Raw genomic sequence first — 14,313 nt, 5'->3', positions numbered from 1 at the left:
ACAGTGAGCCCGGAGAAACGTCGAGTTAACCTTCCCGCCCGACGCATGAAACGTCCGCTTGGATACTCTGGTGCAACAAGGTTTACTATTAGCTAACACCAACCCGGACAGGAATGTCTCGATGACAAGTGTCGCAACCCCTGCTGTAACCCCCGCGGCGGAGTTCACCACTCCCGCACGCACAGAGCCGCCGGCAGCCCGCCCGGAAACTCCCGCCGACGCGCCCACCATCTCCCTCGCGGACATTGCCCGCGCCCACAACGTCCGCTTCCTCCTGGCCACCTTCGTGGACATGACCGGCAAACCCTGCGCCAAGCTGGTTCCGGTGGAAGCGGCCGACGAACTCGAAAAGGGCGCCATGGGCTTCGCCGGCTATGCCGCGGGCCTCATCGGACAGAAGCCCCAGGACGCGGACCTCATCGCCGTCCCGGATCTCACGTCCTTCACCCCGGTGCCCTTCATCAAGGAGGGCCTGGCCATCATCCACTGCGATCCGCACGTCAACGGCATGCCCTGGCCCTACGCCCCCCGCGTCATCCTCAAGAACGCCCTGGCGCGCCTCGCGGACCAGGGCATGCAGGCCAAGGTGGGTGCGGAGGTGGAGTACTTCCTGGTCAACAGGAACGACGACGGGACGCTGAGCACCGCAGACGCCCGCGACGATTCGCCCCGGCCCTGCTATGACGCCCGCGGTGTCACGCGCATGTACGAACACCTGACCTCCATCTCCGAGGCGATGAACAGCCTCGGCTGGGGCAACTATGCCAACGACCACGAGGACGCCGCCGGCCAGTTCGAGCAGAACTTCAACTACGCCGATGCCCTCACCACGGCCGACCGCGTGGTCTCGCTCCGCTACATCCTGAACATCCTGGCCGAACAGCGCGGCATGACCGCCACCTTCATGCCCAAGCCGTTCACGGACCGCACCGGCACGGGCCTGCACTTCCACCTCTCCCTATGGTCAGACAGCAACGCACTGTTCCCGGAAGCGGGAGATACAGCGGACGACGGCGGACGCGGCCTCGGGCTGTCCGGCCTCGCCTATTCGTTCATCGGCGGGATCCTGGACCACGCCCCGGCGCTGCAGGCCTTCCTCGCCCCCACGGTGAATTCCTACAAGCGCACCGGTGCCACCACCAGCTCTTCCGGCGCCACCTGGTCGCCGCGGAAGGCATCGTACGGCGGCAACGACCGCACCCACATGATCCGCGTGCCGGACAACAACAGGATCGAACTCCGCTCCGGCGACGGCTCCGCCAACCCGTACCTGGCCATCGCCGCAGCCGTCGCCGCCGGCCTGGACGGGGTGGAGAAGTCGATCGACCCGGGTACGCCGTCCGGTCCGGGGGAGTCCAGGCCGGACGCCCACCTCCTGCCTGCCACGCTGCTGCACGCCGTCGAAGCACTCCGCAGGGACCCGGTCATCCTGGCCAGCCTCAGCGGCGACGCGGCCATCGGCGCCTACTACGCCGACGCCAAGGAAGACGAGTTCCTCAGCTGGCACAACCAAGTCAGCGACTGGGAAATCCGCACGTATTTGACCTCGATCTAGCCAGTCGTCGATCCAGCCCTCCACCACGCCACCAAGAACCAAGCAAAGGACTTTCCATGTGCGGAATCGCCGCGCTGCAGCTGCGCAATCCCTCGCTGCACTCCCAGATGGGCAGCCTGCTGTCCTCAATGCTCTGCCAGATCGTGGACCGCGGCCCGGACTCCGCCGGCCTCGCCGTCTACAACACTCCGGGCCTGGTCTCCCCGGGCACCTCCACACTGAGCCTGCTCGGCAGGGACCAGGGAATCACGACGACGGCACTCACCGCGGGCGTCGCCGCGCTCCTCGCCGGAGTGCTTCCAGCCGATGCGCAGGCCACCGCGCAGGTGGTGGGCGACACCACCCTGGTGAGCGCCGCCGTCGGGACGGACCTTCTGGTGAAGGCCGTCACCGAAACCGTGCCCGGCGCCACCATCATTGGCCGGGGTGAGCACGTGGCCGTGATGAAGAGCGTGGGCCATCCCATGGAGATCGCCGCCGAGCACGGGCTTGAAGGGATGGCCGGAAGCCAGGGCCTGTCCCACACCCGGATGGCCACCGAATCGGCCGTCACAGCAGGCGGCTCGCACCCGTTCTCCGTGGCCGACGATCTCTGCCTGGTGCACAACGGCTCCTTCTCCAACCACGCCACCGTCCGGCGGAGCCTCAAGCGTGAAGGCGTGGTGTTCGACTCCGAGAACGACACCGAGGTGGGCGCCCGCTACGTCGCTTCCCGGCTGAAGCAGGGCGACACCCTCGAGGAAGCACTGGTGAACCTTGGCAAGGTCCTGGACGGCTTCTACACCCTGGTGGTCACCACGGCGGACAGCATGGCAGTGGTCCGCGACCCCATCGCCTGCAAGCCGGCCATCATTGCCGAAACAGCCGACTATGTAGCCATGGCCTCTGAGTACCGCGCCCTGGCCGGCCTGCCCGGCATCGACAACGCCCGCATCTTTGAACCGGAACCCGGAAAGGTCTACACATGGTCACTCTGACAGCCCTCGAAACCACCGCGCCTGAAACAGCTGCACCTGCGGCGTCCGACGGCGGGGCCGCACCCACAGTGGTGGACCTCGCCGATGCCCCGGTACGCAGCCTGAACCAGGCCCTGCACGACGCGGTGGACGGCCAGTCCTGGACCATCACCAGCCCCGGCGGCAAGCACAGCCTCGCGGTCGGCATCAACGCCGACGTCGCCGTGACCATCGAAGGCCATGCCGGCTACTATGCCGCCGGGATGCATCAAAAGGGCAGCGTCACCGTCACCGGCAATGCCGGCGTGGGTCTGGCCGAAAACATGATGTCCGGCACGGTCCACGTGAAGGGCGATGCCTCCCAGTCCGCGGCCGCCACCGGACACGGCGGCCTGGTGGTCATCGACGGCAACGCCGGTGCACGCTGCGGCATCTCGATGAAGGGCGTGGACATCGTGGTGGGCGGCAACATCGGCCACATGTCCGCCTTCATGGCCCAGGCCGGCCGCCTGGTGGTCTGCGGTGACGCCGGTGACGCCCTGGGCGACTCGATCTACGAAGCCCGGATTTACGTCAAGGGCACCGTGGCCTCCCTGGGCGCCGACTGCATCGAAAAGCCGCTCCGCGAAGAGCACCTCGCTGAACTCGTCGAACTGCTCTCCGCCGCCGGCCGCACCGACAACCCCGCCGATTTCAAGCGCTACGGTTCCGCCCGGAACCTCTACCACTTCCACGTCGACAACTCGACTGCCTACTAGGAGGCCCCCGTGACCATCACCTCCGTTCCCGCCCCCGCCCAGGCACCCGCCGCAGCACCAGCAAACATTGCCGAACTGGGCCTCCGCGAGTCCGCCACCTTCGACCGCGCCACCATCGCCGACATCCAGCGCGCCGCCGCCACCGGCGTCTACGACATCCGCGGCTGGGGCGCCAAGCGCAAGGTCCCGCATTTCGACGACCTGCTCTTCCTGGGCGCCTCCATGTCCCGCTACCCGCTGGAGGGCTACCGCGAAAAGTGCGATACCGATGTCGTCCTCGGCGACCGGTACGCCAGCCGCCCGCTGCACCTGGCTACGCCGGTGACCATCGCCGGCATGAGCTTCGGCGCCCTCTCCGCCAACGCCAAGGAGGCGCTGGGCCGCGGCGCGTCCGAGGTGGGCACCTCCACCACCACGGGCGACGGCGGCATGACCCCTGAGGAGCGCGGCCAGTCCAAGCACCTGGTGTACCAGTACCTGCCGTCCCGCTACGGCATGAACCCGGACGATCTCCGCAAGGCCGACGCCATCGAGATCGTGCTCGGTCAGGGCGCCAAGCCCGGCGGCGGCGGCATGCTGCTCGGCCAGAAGATCACCGAACGCGTGGCCGGCATGCGCACCCTCCCGGTGGGGATTGACCAGCGGTCCGCGAGCCGCCACCCGGACTGGACCGGCCCGGACGACCTCGAGATCAAGATCGGCGAACTGCGCGAGATCACCGACTGGAAGACCCCCATCTACGTCAAGATCGGCGCGTCCCGGCCGTACTACGACACCGCGCTCGCCGTGAAGTCCGGTGCGGACGTGGTGGTGCTCGATGGCATGCAGGGCGGCACCGCGGCCACGCAGCAGGTGTTCATCGAAAACGTCGGCATCCCCACCCTCGCCGCCATCCCGCAGGCCGTCCAGGCGCTGCAGGAGCTGGGCATGCACCGCAAGGTCCAGCTGATCGTCTCCGGCGGCATCCGCACCGGCGCCGACGTCGCCAAGGCCATGGCCCTGGGCGCGGACGCTGTGGCCATCGGCACCGCGGCGCTGATTGCCCTGGGCGACAACGACCCCCGCTACGCCGCCGAATACTCGGCCCTGGGCTCGGCCGCCGGGTTCTACGACGACTTCCAGGACGGCCGCGACCCCGCCGGCATCACCACCCAGGACCCGGAGCTCTCCTCCCGCCTGGACCCCGTGGCCGCCGGTAAGCGGCTGGCCAACTACCTCCGCGTCCTCACCATGGAAGCCCAGACCATTGCCCGGGCCTGCGGAAAATCGCACCTGCACAACCTGGAGCCGGAAGACCTGGTGGCGCTGACCATCGAAGCCTCCGCGATGGCCCGGGTGCCGCTGGCAGGCACCAGCTGGATCCCCGGTGTGCAGGGAAGCTTCTGATGGCGGAGTCCTCTGATTACGTGGTGGTGGGCGCCGGCCTGGCCGGTGCCGCCACCGCTTGGCAGCTGGCCGCCCGCGGGCACCAGGTCACCCTGCTGGAGCGGGACGTCCCGGCCGCACACGACGCCAGCTCCCACGGCTCCGCACGGATCTTCCGCTACGCCTACCCGGACCCGTTCTACACGCAGGCCGTCCTTGACGCGAAAGTACTCTGGGACGGCCTCGCCGCCGACGCGGGAACCGAACTGATCACACCATTCGGTGCGGTGGACTACGGCCCCACGCGGCAGCCGGCCCTGCTGGCCGGTTTCCTGGCCGGGGCCGGGATCGACCACGAGCTGCTCTCCGTCGCCGAAGCCCGCCACCGCTGGCCGCAGATCGCGTTCGATACCGAGGTCCTCTGGCACCCCGGGGCAGGGGTCATCGACGCCGAAACCTCCGTGAATGCGATGGTGGCGCTCGCGGTCCGGTACGGCGCCCGGGTGTTGACCGGCTGGGCCCTGGAGCGGGTGGAACGCCTGGGCAGCGGTACCGGCGCCGGGTACCGTCTCCACTCCGCCACAGGAGAAACGCTCGACGCCGGCAATGTGGTCATCAGCGCCGGCGGCTGGCTGCCACGGCTGCTGGACTGCCTGCCGCTGCCGGCCGGGTTCCTCGCCGGCCTGCCGGAATTCACGGTCCGCCAGGAGCAGGCCTTCCACTTCAGGTACCGGGAGGACCCGGGCTACTCCAGTGCCACCTGGCCCACGTTCATCCACAAGGCCACCGACATCCAGGCCTACGGGCTCCCCGGCGGGCGCGACGCCGGATTCGCCGGCCAGAAGGTGGCCGAATACAACGGCGGCCCGCTGATCCGGTCGGCTGCGGAGCAGACCGGCCAGGTGGACCCCGCCAACCGCACCCGCGTGGTGGACTACGTCAGCCGTTACCTGCCGGGCCTGGACCCAGAGCCGTACGCCGAAACAACCTGCCTGTTCACCAACACCCCCACCGAGGACTTCCTCATCGACCGGGCGGACAACCTCACCGTCGTCTCGCCCTGCTCCGGGCACGGCGCCAAATTCGCCCCGCTGATCGGACAGTGGGCAGCCGATCTGGCCACCGGCGCAGCGGCCGTCCCTGACCGGTTCCGCGGCGCCACCTTGCCAACACTCACCACGTAGAACGGATCCCCGTGAGCATTCCCCAGACAGCACCTGCGCGGCCCGCCGTACCCGCCGAAACCACCGGCGCACCCACCGTAACCGGCCTCCTGAAGGAAATATCCGGCGTCGGGCGTGACAGGACGCGCGGCGGCTACTCCCGCCCGGTGTTCTCCACCGCCGAAACGGACCTGCGAAGCTGGTTCATCGAGCAGGCCTCCCGGCGCGGGCTGGACGTCCATACCGACGCCAACGGCGTCATCTGGGCCTGGTGGGACACGGCGACGGGCGTGCGGAAAGATGCGGTGGCCACCGGCAGCCACCTCGATTCCGTCCCCGGCGGCGGTGAGTACGACGGCCCGCTGGGGGTTGCCTCGGCGCTGGTCGCCGTCGACCTCCTCAAAGCACGCAACTTCCGCCCGCGCCGCCCTCTGGCGATCGCGGTGTTTCCGGAGGAGGAAGGCTCACGGTTCGGCATCGCCTGCCTGGGATCGCGGCTCCTCACCGGCGAACTCGACCCCAACAAGGCCCGCAACCTCCGCGACCCGGACGGCAACACCTACGCCGACGTCGCAGCAGCCAACGGGCACGACCCGCGGTTCATCGGCGCCGACTACAAGGCGCTGCAGCAGCTGGGCCAGTTCGTTGAACTGCACGTGGAACAGGGGAGGGGCCTGATCGACCTGGACCAGCCGGTGGCGGTTGGCTCGTCCATCCTGGGCCACGGCCGCTGGAAGCTGGCCATCTCCGGCGAGGGAAACCACGCCGGCACCACGCTGATGAAGGACCGCAGGGACCCCATGATCGCGGCCGCCAAGGTGGTGGTGGGCATCCGCGACACCGCCCGCAAGTACCGTGACGCCCGTGCCACGGTGGGCCGGCTGCAGCCCGTTCCCGGCGGCACCAACGTCATCCCGTCCCGGGTGGACCTGTGGATCGACGTCCGGCACCCGGAGGATTCGGTCACCGCCGCGCTGGTGGAGGCCATCGGGTTGAACGCCCAGGTCCTCGCCGCCGGGGAAGGCTGTTCCGCCAACCTCACCATGGAATCGCTGAGCCCCACGGTGCATTTTGACGGCGGCCTCCGGGACCGGCTGCAGCAGCTCCTGCCTGCTGCGCCGGTGCTGGCCACCGGTGCAGGGCACGACGCCGGGGTGCTGGCGGCGCACCTGCCCACCGCAATGCTGTTCGTGCGTAACCCCACCGGCATTTCGCATTCGCCCGACGAACTGGTGGAGGACCGGGACGCCGAGGCCGGCGCCCTTGCCCTGGCGGACTCCCTGGCCGGGCTCCTGGGCGAGGCCCGCGTCATTGGCTAGCACCGGCGTCGTGCTCCGGAGCCCGCGCGGGCCGCCTAAGATGGCAACCATGACCGAACAGGCCGGGGACCGCGCAGAAGACCAGCAGGCCGGGGATGTTGCCGGGAAGCTGGAGCAGGTCATCGCCGCGCAGGTCCGGCACTACCGCACCGCGGCCGGTCTCTCCTCGGCAGAACTCGCGGCCCGCACAGGACTGTCCAAGGCCATGATCTCGCGGGTGGAAACCGCCACCACTTCCTGTTCCCTGACCACCCTGCAGCGGCTGGCGGACGGGCTGAAAGTCCCCGTCACGGCGCTGTTCCGCGGTGCCGACACGGACCGGGACGCCACGTTCACCAAGAGCGGCCAAGGCAGCCTGACGGTCCGCAGCGGAACCCAGCACGGCCACGAATACCGTGTGCTGGGAACCCTCAAGGGACGAACCGACGCGCTCGAACCAACGCTGGTGACCCTCACGGACGCCAGCGACGTGTTTCCGCTGTTCCAGCACCCGGGCACCGAGTTCATCTACATGCTCTCGGGCCGGATGGTCTACGGCCACGGCTCCTACGAATACGCCATGGAAGCCGGCGATTCCCTGCTGCTGGACGGCGAAGGACCCCACGGGCCGCTGGAGCTGCTGGACCTCCCCATCAGCTTCCTGGCCGTCTCCGCCAGATAGCTTCCGCTGCTGCGCAAAAACCCTGCAGTTCCGGGCATTTTGGCTTGCCCTGTTACTCCTGAAACTCGCGCGTGGATGACTGAAACCAGCATTTAACACGCCCGAAACCCAGCCCGAAATGCCCGCCATACAGTTGGATCACGACGGCAAACTGCCGCCCTCCGCTGAAGATGGCACAGACCCCGCGTCCCTTCCGCCGGAGCGGTTCTGACGGCAAAATTTCCGTTCTCTTCGTCGCATCACGAAAGGGGTTTCCCATGGATTCGGGAAATGTCGCTTGGATATTGGCCAGCTCGGCACTGGTCTGCATGATGATTCCCGCCCTCGCACTCTTTTACGGGGGCATGGTGGGGTCGCGCCGCATTCTCAACATGATGATGATGTGCTTTGGCGGCGCCAGCCTGGTGGCCGTCCTCTGGGCACTCTTCGGGTACTCAATGGCCTTCGGCAACTCCGTGGGCGGGCTGGGGCTGATCGGTGACGTCACCGAGTTCCCCGGCATGGGACAGCTGATGGCCGAGGATAAGGAGGCGTCCATCCCGGTCATCCTGTTCGCCGCGTTCCAGCTGTTCTTCGCCTGCGTCACCACGGCGCTGGTTGCCGGTGCCGCTGCGGGCCGCATGAAGTTCGGCGCCTGGATGGTGTTCGCCGGCATTTGGGCCACCATTGTCTACTTCCCCATTGCGCACTGGGTGTTCGCGTTCAACTCCGCGGACGGCAGCACGGTGGGCGGCTGGATCGCCAACGGCATCAAGGCCATCGACTTCGCCGGCGGCACCGCGGTGCACATGAACGCCGGCGCCGCTGCCCTGGCCCTGGCCCTTGTCCTCGGCAAGAGCTCCGGCTGGCCCAAGGTGGAACACGCCAAGCCGCACAGCCGGCCGCTGGTCCTGGTGGGCGCAGGCCTGCTGTGGGTGGGCTGGTTCGGCTTCAACGCAGGCTCGGCCCTATCCGCCGGACAGTCTGCGTCGGTGGTCTTCCTCAACACTGCCGTGGCCGCGTCCGCCGGCCTGCTGGCCTGGGCACTGGTTGAGCGGTTCCGCCACGGCGCCGCCACCAGCATGGGCGCCGCGTCCGGCCTGATCTCGGCGCTGGTTGCCATCACCCCGGCCTGTGGCGCGGTCAGCCCGCTCGGTGCCGTGGCCATCGGTGCTATTGCAGGCGCTGTCTGCTCGCTGGCCATCGAACTGAAGTTCCGGCTGGGCTTCGACGACTCGCTCGACGTCGTCGGCGTCCACCTGGTGGGCGGCATCCTGGGTACCCTGCTGATCGGCCTCTTCGCCACCGACGCCGCCCCCAACGGGGTCAGCGGCCTCTTCTACGGCGGCGGGTTCGAACTGCTGGGAGTCCAGGCCCTTGCCACCGTCACGGTGCTGGCCTACTCGTTCGGTATCACCTGGATCCTGGCGAAGATCCTGGACAAGACCATGGGCGGCCTCCGCATCAAGCCCGAGGACGAACTGCGCGGCATCGACCTCGCAGCACACTCCGAGCTGGCCTACCTGACGGACGAGGACCCGGTGGACCTGGGCTCGCCGCAGCGGGTCTGACCGGAAGGGGTCCGGCGCAGGCCGGATCCGCATCAACTGCCGGGCGCCCGCCTGCTGGGGGCGGCGCCCGGTTCATGCGCGTCACGTTGTGGCGCGCATTTTCCGTGCCTGCCTAGTGTTCGGTGCACTCCAGGATGCCGTCACGGACTTCCAGCACCGCAGCGCGGACGTGGCTCAGGTGGGTGCGCGGGTCCGGCGCCATGGTGCCGATGTCCTCGCCGCCCCAGTGCGGGTGCGTGAAGTAGACCAGCAGCGCCTGCTGCGCGCCGCCGTCGTCCGCTGCTGCTCCAGGCGGAGCAGGTAGCGGCACCACGTCCGCATGGCGTCCGACGACGGGCCGCCCGTCCACGGTTTCCGGCGCCGTGAGGATCAGGCCGCCCAGGTGTTCCTGCCGGATCCAGGCGCCGGCGGCATCTTCGGAACGGTAGACGGCCTGGCCGCGCCATTCGTCCACGATCATCCAGTAGCTGCCGCCCAGCCGGAAGACCTTGGGGCCCTCGTGCGGGCGCCCGGGGATCGCCACGCCTTCGAGGACCCACGACGCCGGGTCTTCCGGGGTGTCGCTGACCGCGCTGCAGGTGTTCGAACCGCGGGTCTCGTCCTTGTACCAGAGCCGGTAGCGGCCGTCCCCGCACCGGGCCACGGCGGCGTCGATGACCCTGGGGGAGTCGAGCCCGATGGGGCCGAGGTACTCCCAGCGGTTGAGGTCCCGGCTGGCGAACTGGACGATTTCGGCTTTCCCTGTCCAGTCCGTGCGCCGTCCACCGAGTAAGGAAAGGTACATGATCCACTGGTCCCCGATGCGCACGACGTCGGGCGCCCAGAGGGTTGCCGGCAGTTCCGTTCCGGGCGGGATGAGGCCCTCCGCGGTGCCTTGGTAGCGCCAGGTTGCGCCGCCGTCGGACGATCTTGCGATGCCGATGCCGGTCCCGTGCACCCATTCCACGCCGGTCAGTCCCGGAGCGGTGGCGCGGCGCTGGGTGTAGAACAGCACCCACTCATTGGCCAGGTGGTCGGCTACCAGGATGGGATCGGTAGGGCCGTCCCAGACGGGGTCGCGGTAGGGGACCGTGAACGCGTCCGGGCTCAGGTGCGGCAGGGCCTGCGCGGCTGCCCGGGCCGGCGCATCGGGGGCAAGTGGCTCGGCCTGCTGTGGCTGGGGCACATTTTCTCCAACGTTGTAGTTTTCAGTTGGGTACCAGCATAGACCGCGCCAGCAGTGCGTTTGCGGGGAGAAACCGGAGGGTCCGCGGGGAGCCTACTCCTTGAACAGCCCTGCCAGGTCCTCCGCAGTAATGGCCCCGCCGGACAGGGCATCGCCCTCCATGACGTCGGCAAACAGCTGCGACTTCCGGGTCTTCAGCGCCATGACCTTTTCCTCGATGGTGTCCTTGGCAACCAGCCGGTACACCATCACGTTCCGGGCCTGGCCGATCCTGTGGGTCCGGTCCACGGCCTGGGCCTCGGACGCCGGGTTCCACCACGGATCGAGCAGGAAGACGTAGTCGGCCTCGGTGAGGTTGAGCCCGAATCCGCCGGCCTTCAGCGAAATCAGGAACACCGGGGCGCTGCCGTTCTTGAACTCGCTGACCACGTCGGCACGGTTCCGGGTGCCGCCGTCGAGGTAGCAGTACTCGATCCCTTCCTCGTCCAGCCGCTCCCGGACCTTGCCCAGGAAGCCGGTGAACTGGCTGAAGATCAGGGCCCGGTGCCCCTCGGCTACCAGGTCCTCGAGCTGCTCGAACAGCACATCCAGTTTGCTGGACCGGACCGCGGACAAGGAAGGGTCCACCAGCGAGACGTCCAGGCTCAGCTGCCGCAGCAGGGTCAGCGACTGGAAAATGGTGAACCGGTTCTTGTTGACGTCCTCGATCAGCCCCAGGATCTTCTGACGCTCGCGCTGCAGGTGCGTCTGGTACACCTTCTGGTGCCGCGGGTTCAGCACCACTTCCAGGATCTGCTCCTGCTTGGGCGGCAGGTCCTTGATCACCTGGTCCTTGGTGCGCCGCATCATCAGCGGCCGGACCCGGCGCCGGAGCTTCTCCAGTTGGCCCTTGTCGCCGTTCTTTTCCACCGGCTTCTGGTAGTACTCCGCGAAGCGCTTGGGGCTGGAGAACAGGCCCGGCGCCACAATGGACGTCAGCGCCCAGAACTCCATCAGGTTGTTCTCCAGCGGGGTACCGGTGATGGCCAGCTTGAAGGCCGCCGGCAGCTTCCGGGCGCACTGGTACGCCTTGGACTGGTGGTTCTTCACGAACTGCGCTTCATCCAGCACCAGTCCGGACCACTCGCGGGAGGCATACGACTCATAGTCGATACGGAACAGCGCGTAGGAGGTAATCACGACGTCGGCCCCGCCCAAGGAATCCGCCACGTCCTGCCCGCTCTTGGCAAAGGTTTCGCCTACGGTGCGGACGGCGAGGCCAGGGGCGAAGCGCGCGGCTTCGAGCGCCCAGTTGCCCACCACGCTGGTGGGTGCCACCACCAGGAAGGGCGCGACGGCGGCGGGCCGGGTGTCCGCAGGCTCCGCACCCGGGGTGCCAGTGCCGCCGTCGGACGAACCAGCGACGGCCCCCGAAGCCAAGTCCGCCGGAACCGAAGCGTCCGGAACCGAAGCGTCCGGGAGCGCCGCAGCGGCCTCGACAGCCAGTTCCTTCGCCGCGCACATCAGGGCGAGCGCCTGCACGGTCTTGCCCAGGCCCATGTCGTCCGCGAGGACCCCGCCCAGGCTGTGCTTGTACAGGAAGCTGAGCCAGTTGAACCCTTCGAGCTGGTACGGGCGCAGCTCGGCGTTCAGGGAAGCGGGCAGCGGCAGCCCGTCCATGCCGCCCTCCAGGAGGCCGCCCACCGCGGAGCGCCACGTGGCCGCCTGCTGGTCCACGATTCCCAGCTGCGCCAGCTCATCCCAGAGGCCGGCCTGGAACCGGCTGATCTGCAGCGGCGCATCCTTGTTGTCCTGCAGCGAACGGGCCTCTTCAATGAGGGCGCGCAGCTGATGCAGTTCCGGCAGGTCCAGGGAGAAGTACGCACCGCTGGGCAACAGCATTTTGGTCTGCCCGGAAGCCAGGGCGGAGAACACGGCGGCGAAGGACACCGGCTGGCCCTCCAGCGAAATCTGGATGCCGAGGTCGAACCAGTCGCGCTGCTCGGTGGCCTTGGTGGAGATGGACACCACCGGCGCTTCCTCGGCCTCGCGGTAGTCGGCGATGTCCCCGGCCGTCTCCACGTCCACGTCCCGTGCTTCGCGCAGCCGCGGCAGCACCTCTTCGGTGAAGGCGAGGGTGTCCAGCCCCTTCAGCTCGGCGGAGGCCGCCAGCCGGGGTGTGCCCCAGCCGCCGGTGGAGGACTCGCCCAGCGCGGCCACAACGTCCCACGGCTGCCCGATGCCTTCCAGGATGCGGGACTCCGCGGTGTCGTCCCGGTAGCCCTGGTCACCCGGGTGGCGCCACAGCGGCTGGGCCGTCACATGGTTGCCGCTCTTGTAATGCCATTCCCAGTGCAGCCGGAGCCGGTGGTCGTTGCCGTAGTTCGCCAGCAGGGACAGCGAGGGAACGGCCAGCGTGGGCAGCTCCACCGATTCGTCCCGGGCCGTGACCCGCGCGGTCTGCTTCAGCTTGGGGTAGAAGCCGGTGAGGAACCTGGATTCATCCTTGGCAGGGATGTGCAGTGTGCTGCCTGCTGTGACAAATGCCAGCAGTTCCTCGCTGAGCCCGCCCTCCAGGGGCGCCAGCGTGAGGACGCCATCCGGATCGGGAACGCCCGGCAACGATGCCTCCCCGGTGGTGAAGAAGATCCCGTGCGCGGGCCGGCCAATGGTCCCGGCGGCCGCCGGATCGATCTCTTCGCCCTCCACGGTGATGGTGGGCGCCAGCTCCAGGCCGCCGTCGGACGTAATGCCCGGGATGGCGGGTTCCGGCTGTTCCGGTCCCGCGAGCGGAGTGCCGTACCGGCTGAGGGAAAGCGCGACGGCGGCAGGCGCCTCGGCGAGCCGCACGGGTTCCGAGCCGCGCGAGTTGACCAGAACGAGCCCGATCTTCCGGGCGTCGGCCAGCAGGCTCCACAGGTTCTTCCCCGAGTAGGAGTTCAGCCCCAGCCACAGCCCGGAGGCGTTGTGCATCCGGCTGGCCACCGCCGAGTGGGATGCCAGGAATTCCTGCAGCCACTCGACGTGTTCCTGGTTCGATTCCCGCCGGAAGTTCAGGTAGTTCAGGGTGTTCCAGGAGACGTCGCCGCGGATCCACTTGCCTTTGGCACCCATGATCACGGGCCGGGCCTTGAGCTGCCGGACGCTGCGAACCGGGTCCCGCCGGCCGGTGTAGGAGAAGTGCGGGGCCGGTTCTTCGACCTCGAACTGCAGCGCCAGCGGCACACCGCTGCCCGAAGGAGCCGATCCCGGCTTGGCAATCAGCGGGTTGAGGGCCTGCTCCCAGTCGGACAGGACGGCCCCGCCGGGCTGGTGCGAGACCTGCGTGGACGTTGACGGAGCCAGCAGCTGGACCCGTGTGGCCGGATTGTCTTCAGCTGCGAACAGCAGGGCGGCAACGTGCTTGCAGTCTTTCCGCACAGGGCAGCTGCACACACCCACCGTGCAGCTCCAGCCGCCGCCCTTGCGGACCAGCTTGGCGGTGGTGGAGTACGGTGTGTCCGCGCTTCCCCTGACCTTGCCCAGCATGAGCCCGGTGCCGGCGTCGAACGATATCCCGGTGACCCGGCTGCCCATGGCATAGGCAAGCCCGGCCGCGAGCGAGCGGTCGTTGATGGCGGGGGTCTGTATTGCCAGTGCCGCACTCTCGTCCGGTTGGGATGGCATGGTGCGCGCTACTTTCAGCAGCCCACGGAAGGGCCGGGTCCGTCGGGTGGTTATCTGATCCATCTTAGTTCGCCCGGCAGCCCGGCCGTGCCGCGGCCCCGGCACCTGCCTCCCATGAAAACTTCGCCTGACGTTCATGTCCCCCTCCACGGGGCGGCAGTTTTGCGGACGTAGCG

General features: G+C 68.4%; 10 protein-coding genes. 8 read left to right on the top strand and 2 right to left on the bottom strand.

The annotated features are described in order from the left end of the window. Positions 1–121: 121 nt before the first annotated feature. The 8 genes from glnT to ACP3TD_RS18675 all read left to right on the top strand — a co-directional run bounded on the left by glnT (position 122) and on the right by ACP3TD_RS18675 (position 9,327). Positions 122–1,555 (top strand): type III glutamate--ammonia ligase, encoded by a 1,434-nt coding sequence (gene glnT / locus ACP3TD_RS18710; RefSeq protein WP_426764481.1) that lies wholly within the window; start codon positions 122–124, stop codon positions 1,553–1,555. Between the two features lie 56 nt (positions 1,556–1,611). After that, positions 1,612–2,532: a glutamine amidotransferase gene (locus ACP3TD_RS18705; RefSeq protein WP_426764480.1), complete on the top strand. Its 921-nt coding sequence runs from the start codon at positions 1,612–1,614 to the stop codon at positions 2,530–2,532. Beyond that, a complete protein-coding gene (locus ACP3TD_RS18700; RefSeq protein WP_426764479.1) occupies positions 2,520–3,269 on the top strand; it encodes a protein glxC in 750 nt (249 codons plus the stop codon). Before ACP3TD_RS18705 ends, ACP3TD_RS18700 begins: the two co-directional genes overlap by 13 nt. Before the next feature lie 9 nt (positions 3,270–3,278). Then, positions 3,279–4,655, top strand: a complete 1,377-nt coding sequence (locus ACP3TD_RS18695; protein WP_426764478.1) for an FMN-binding glutamate synthase family protein — start codon at positions 3,279–3,281, stop codon at positions 4,653–4,655. Further along, positions 4,655–5,818 (top strand): FAD-dependent oxidoreductase, encoded by a 1,164-nt coding sequence (locus tag ACP3TD_RS18690; protein ID WP_426764477.1) that lies wholly within the window; start codon positions 4,655–4,657, stop codon positions 5,816–5,818. Before ACP3TD_RS18695 ends, ACP3TD_RS18690 begins: the two co-directional genes overlap by 1 nt. A gap of 11 nt (positions 5,819–5,829) precedes the next feature. Beyond that, positions 5,830–7,116 (top strand): allantoate amidohydrolase, encoded by a 1,287-nt coding sequence (locus tag ACP3TD_RS18685; RefSeq protein WP_426764476.1) that lies wholly within the window; start codon positions 5,830–5,832, stop codon positions 7,114–7,116. Positions 7,117–7,165: 49 nt separating this feature from the next. Further along, positions 7,166–7,777, top strand: a complete 612-nt coding sequence (locus ACP3TD_RS18680; protein WP_426764475.1) for a helix-turn-helix domain-containing protein — start codon at positions 7,166–7,168, stop codon at positions 7,775–7,777. 257 nt (positions 7,778–8,034) lie between these two features. After that, positions 8,035–9,327 carry an ammonium transporter gene (locus ACP3TD_RS18675; RefSeq protein WP_426764473.1) on the top strand — a complete coding sequence of 431 codons (1,293 nt, stop codon included), beginning with the start codon at positions 8,035–8,037 and terminating at the stop codon, positions 9,325–9,327. Positions 9,328–9,439: 112 nt separating this feature from the next. Here the strand turns inward: ACP3TD_RS18675 and ACP3TD_RS18670 are convergent, their stop codons facing one another. Continuing rightward, positions 9,440–10,492, bottom strand: coding sequence for a family 43 glycosylhydrolase (locus ACP3TD_RS18670; RefSeq protein ID WP_426764472.1), 1,053 nt, complete (start codon positions 10,490–10,492; stop codon positions 9,440–9,442). A 93-nt stretch (positions 10,493–10,585) separates the two neighbouring features. Further along, the gene (locus ACP3TD_RS18665) at positions 10,586–14,137 is read right to left on the bottom strand and encodes an SNF2-related protein (RefSeq protein ID WP_426764471.1); all 3,552 of its coding nucleotides are present in this window, start codon (positions 14,135–14,137) and stop codon (positions 10,586–10,588) included. Positions 14,138–14,313 lie beyond the last annotated feature (176 nt).

The organism is Pseudarthrobacter sp. 1G09 (genome assembly GCF_050038305.1).
GTDB lineage: Bacteria > Actinomycetota > Actinomycetes > Actinomycetales > Micrococcaceae > Arthrobacter > Arthrobacter equi.
The sequence above is the reverse complement of the archived record's forward strand: the minus strand, read 5'-3'. Positions and strand labels throughout refer to the sequence as shown.

Bases quoted from the DNA above. Each gene is read 5' to 3' on its own strand.
- glnT (WP_426764481.1), top strand. From the start codon at position 122: ATGACAAGTGTCGCAACCCCTGCTGTAACCCCCGCGGCGGAGTTCACC.
- ACP3TD_RS18705 (WP_426764480.1), top strand. From the start codon at position 1,612: ATGTGCGGAATCGCCGCGCTGCAGCTGCGCAATCCCTCGCTGCACTCC.
- ACP3TD_RS18700 (WP_426764479.1), top strand. From the start codon at position 2,520: ATGGTCACTCTGACAGCCCTCGAAACCACCGCGCCTGAAACAGCTGCA.
- ACP3TD_RS18690 (WP_426764477.1), top strand. From the start codon at position 4,655: ATGGCGGAGTCCTCTGATTACGTGGTGGTGGGCGCCGGCCTGGCCGGT.
- ACP3TD_RS18680 (WP_426764475.1), top strand. From the start codon at position 7,166: ATGACCGAACAGGCCGGGGACCGCGCAGAAGACCAGCAGGCCGGGGAT.
- ACP3TD_RS18675 (WP_426764473.1), top strand. From the start codon at position 8,035: ATGGATTCGGGAAATGTCGCTTGGATATTGGCCAGCTCGGCACTGGTC.
- ACP3TD_RS18665 (WP_426764471.1), bottom strand. From the start codon at position 14,137: ATGCCATCCCAACCGGACGAGAGTGCGGCACTGGCAATACAGACCCCC.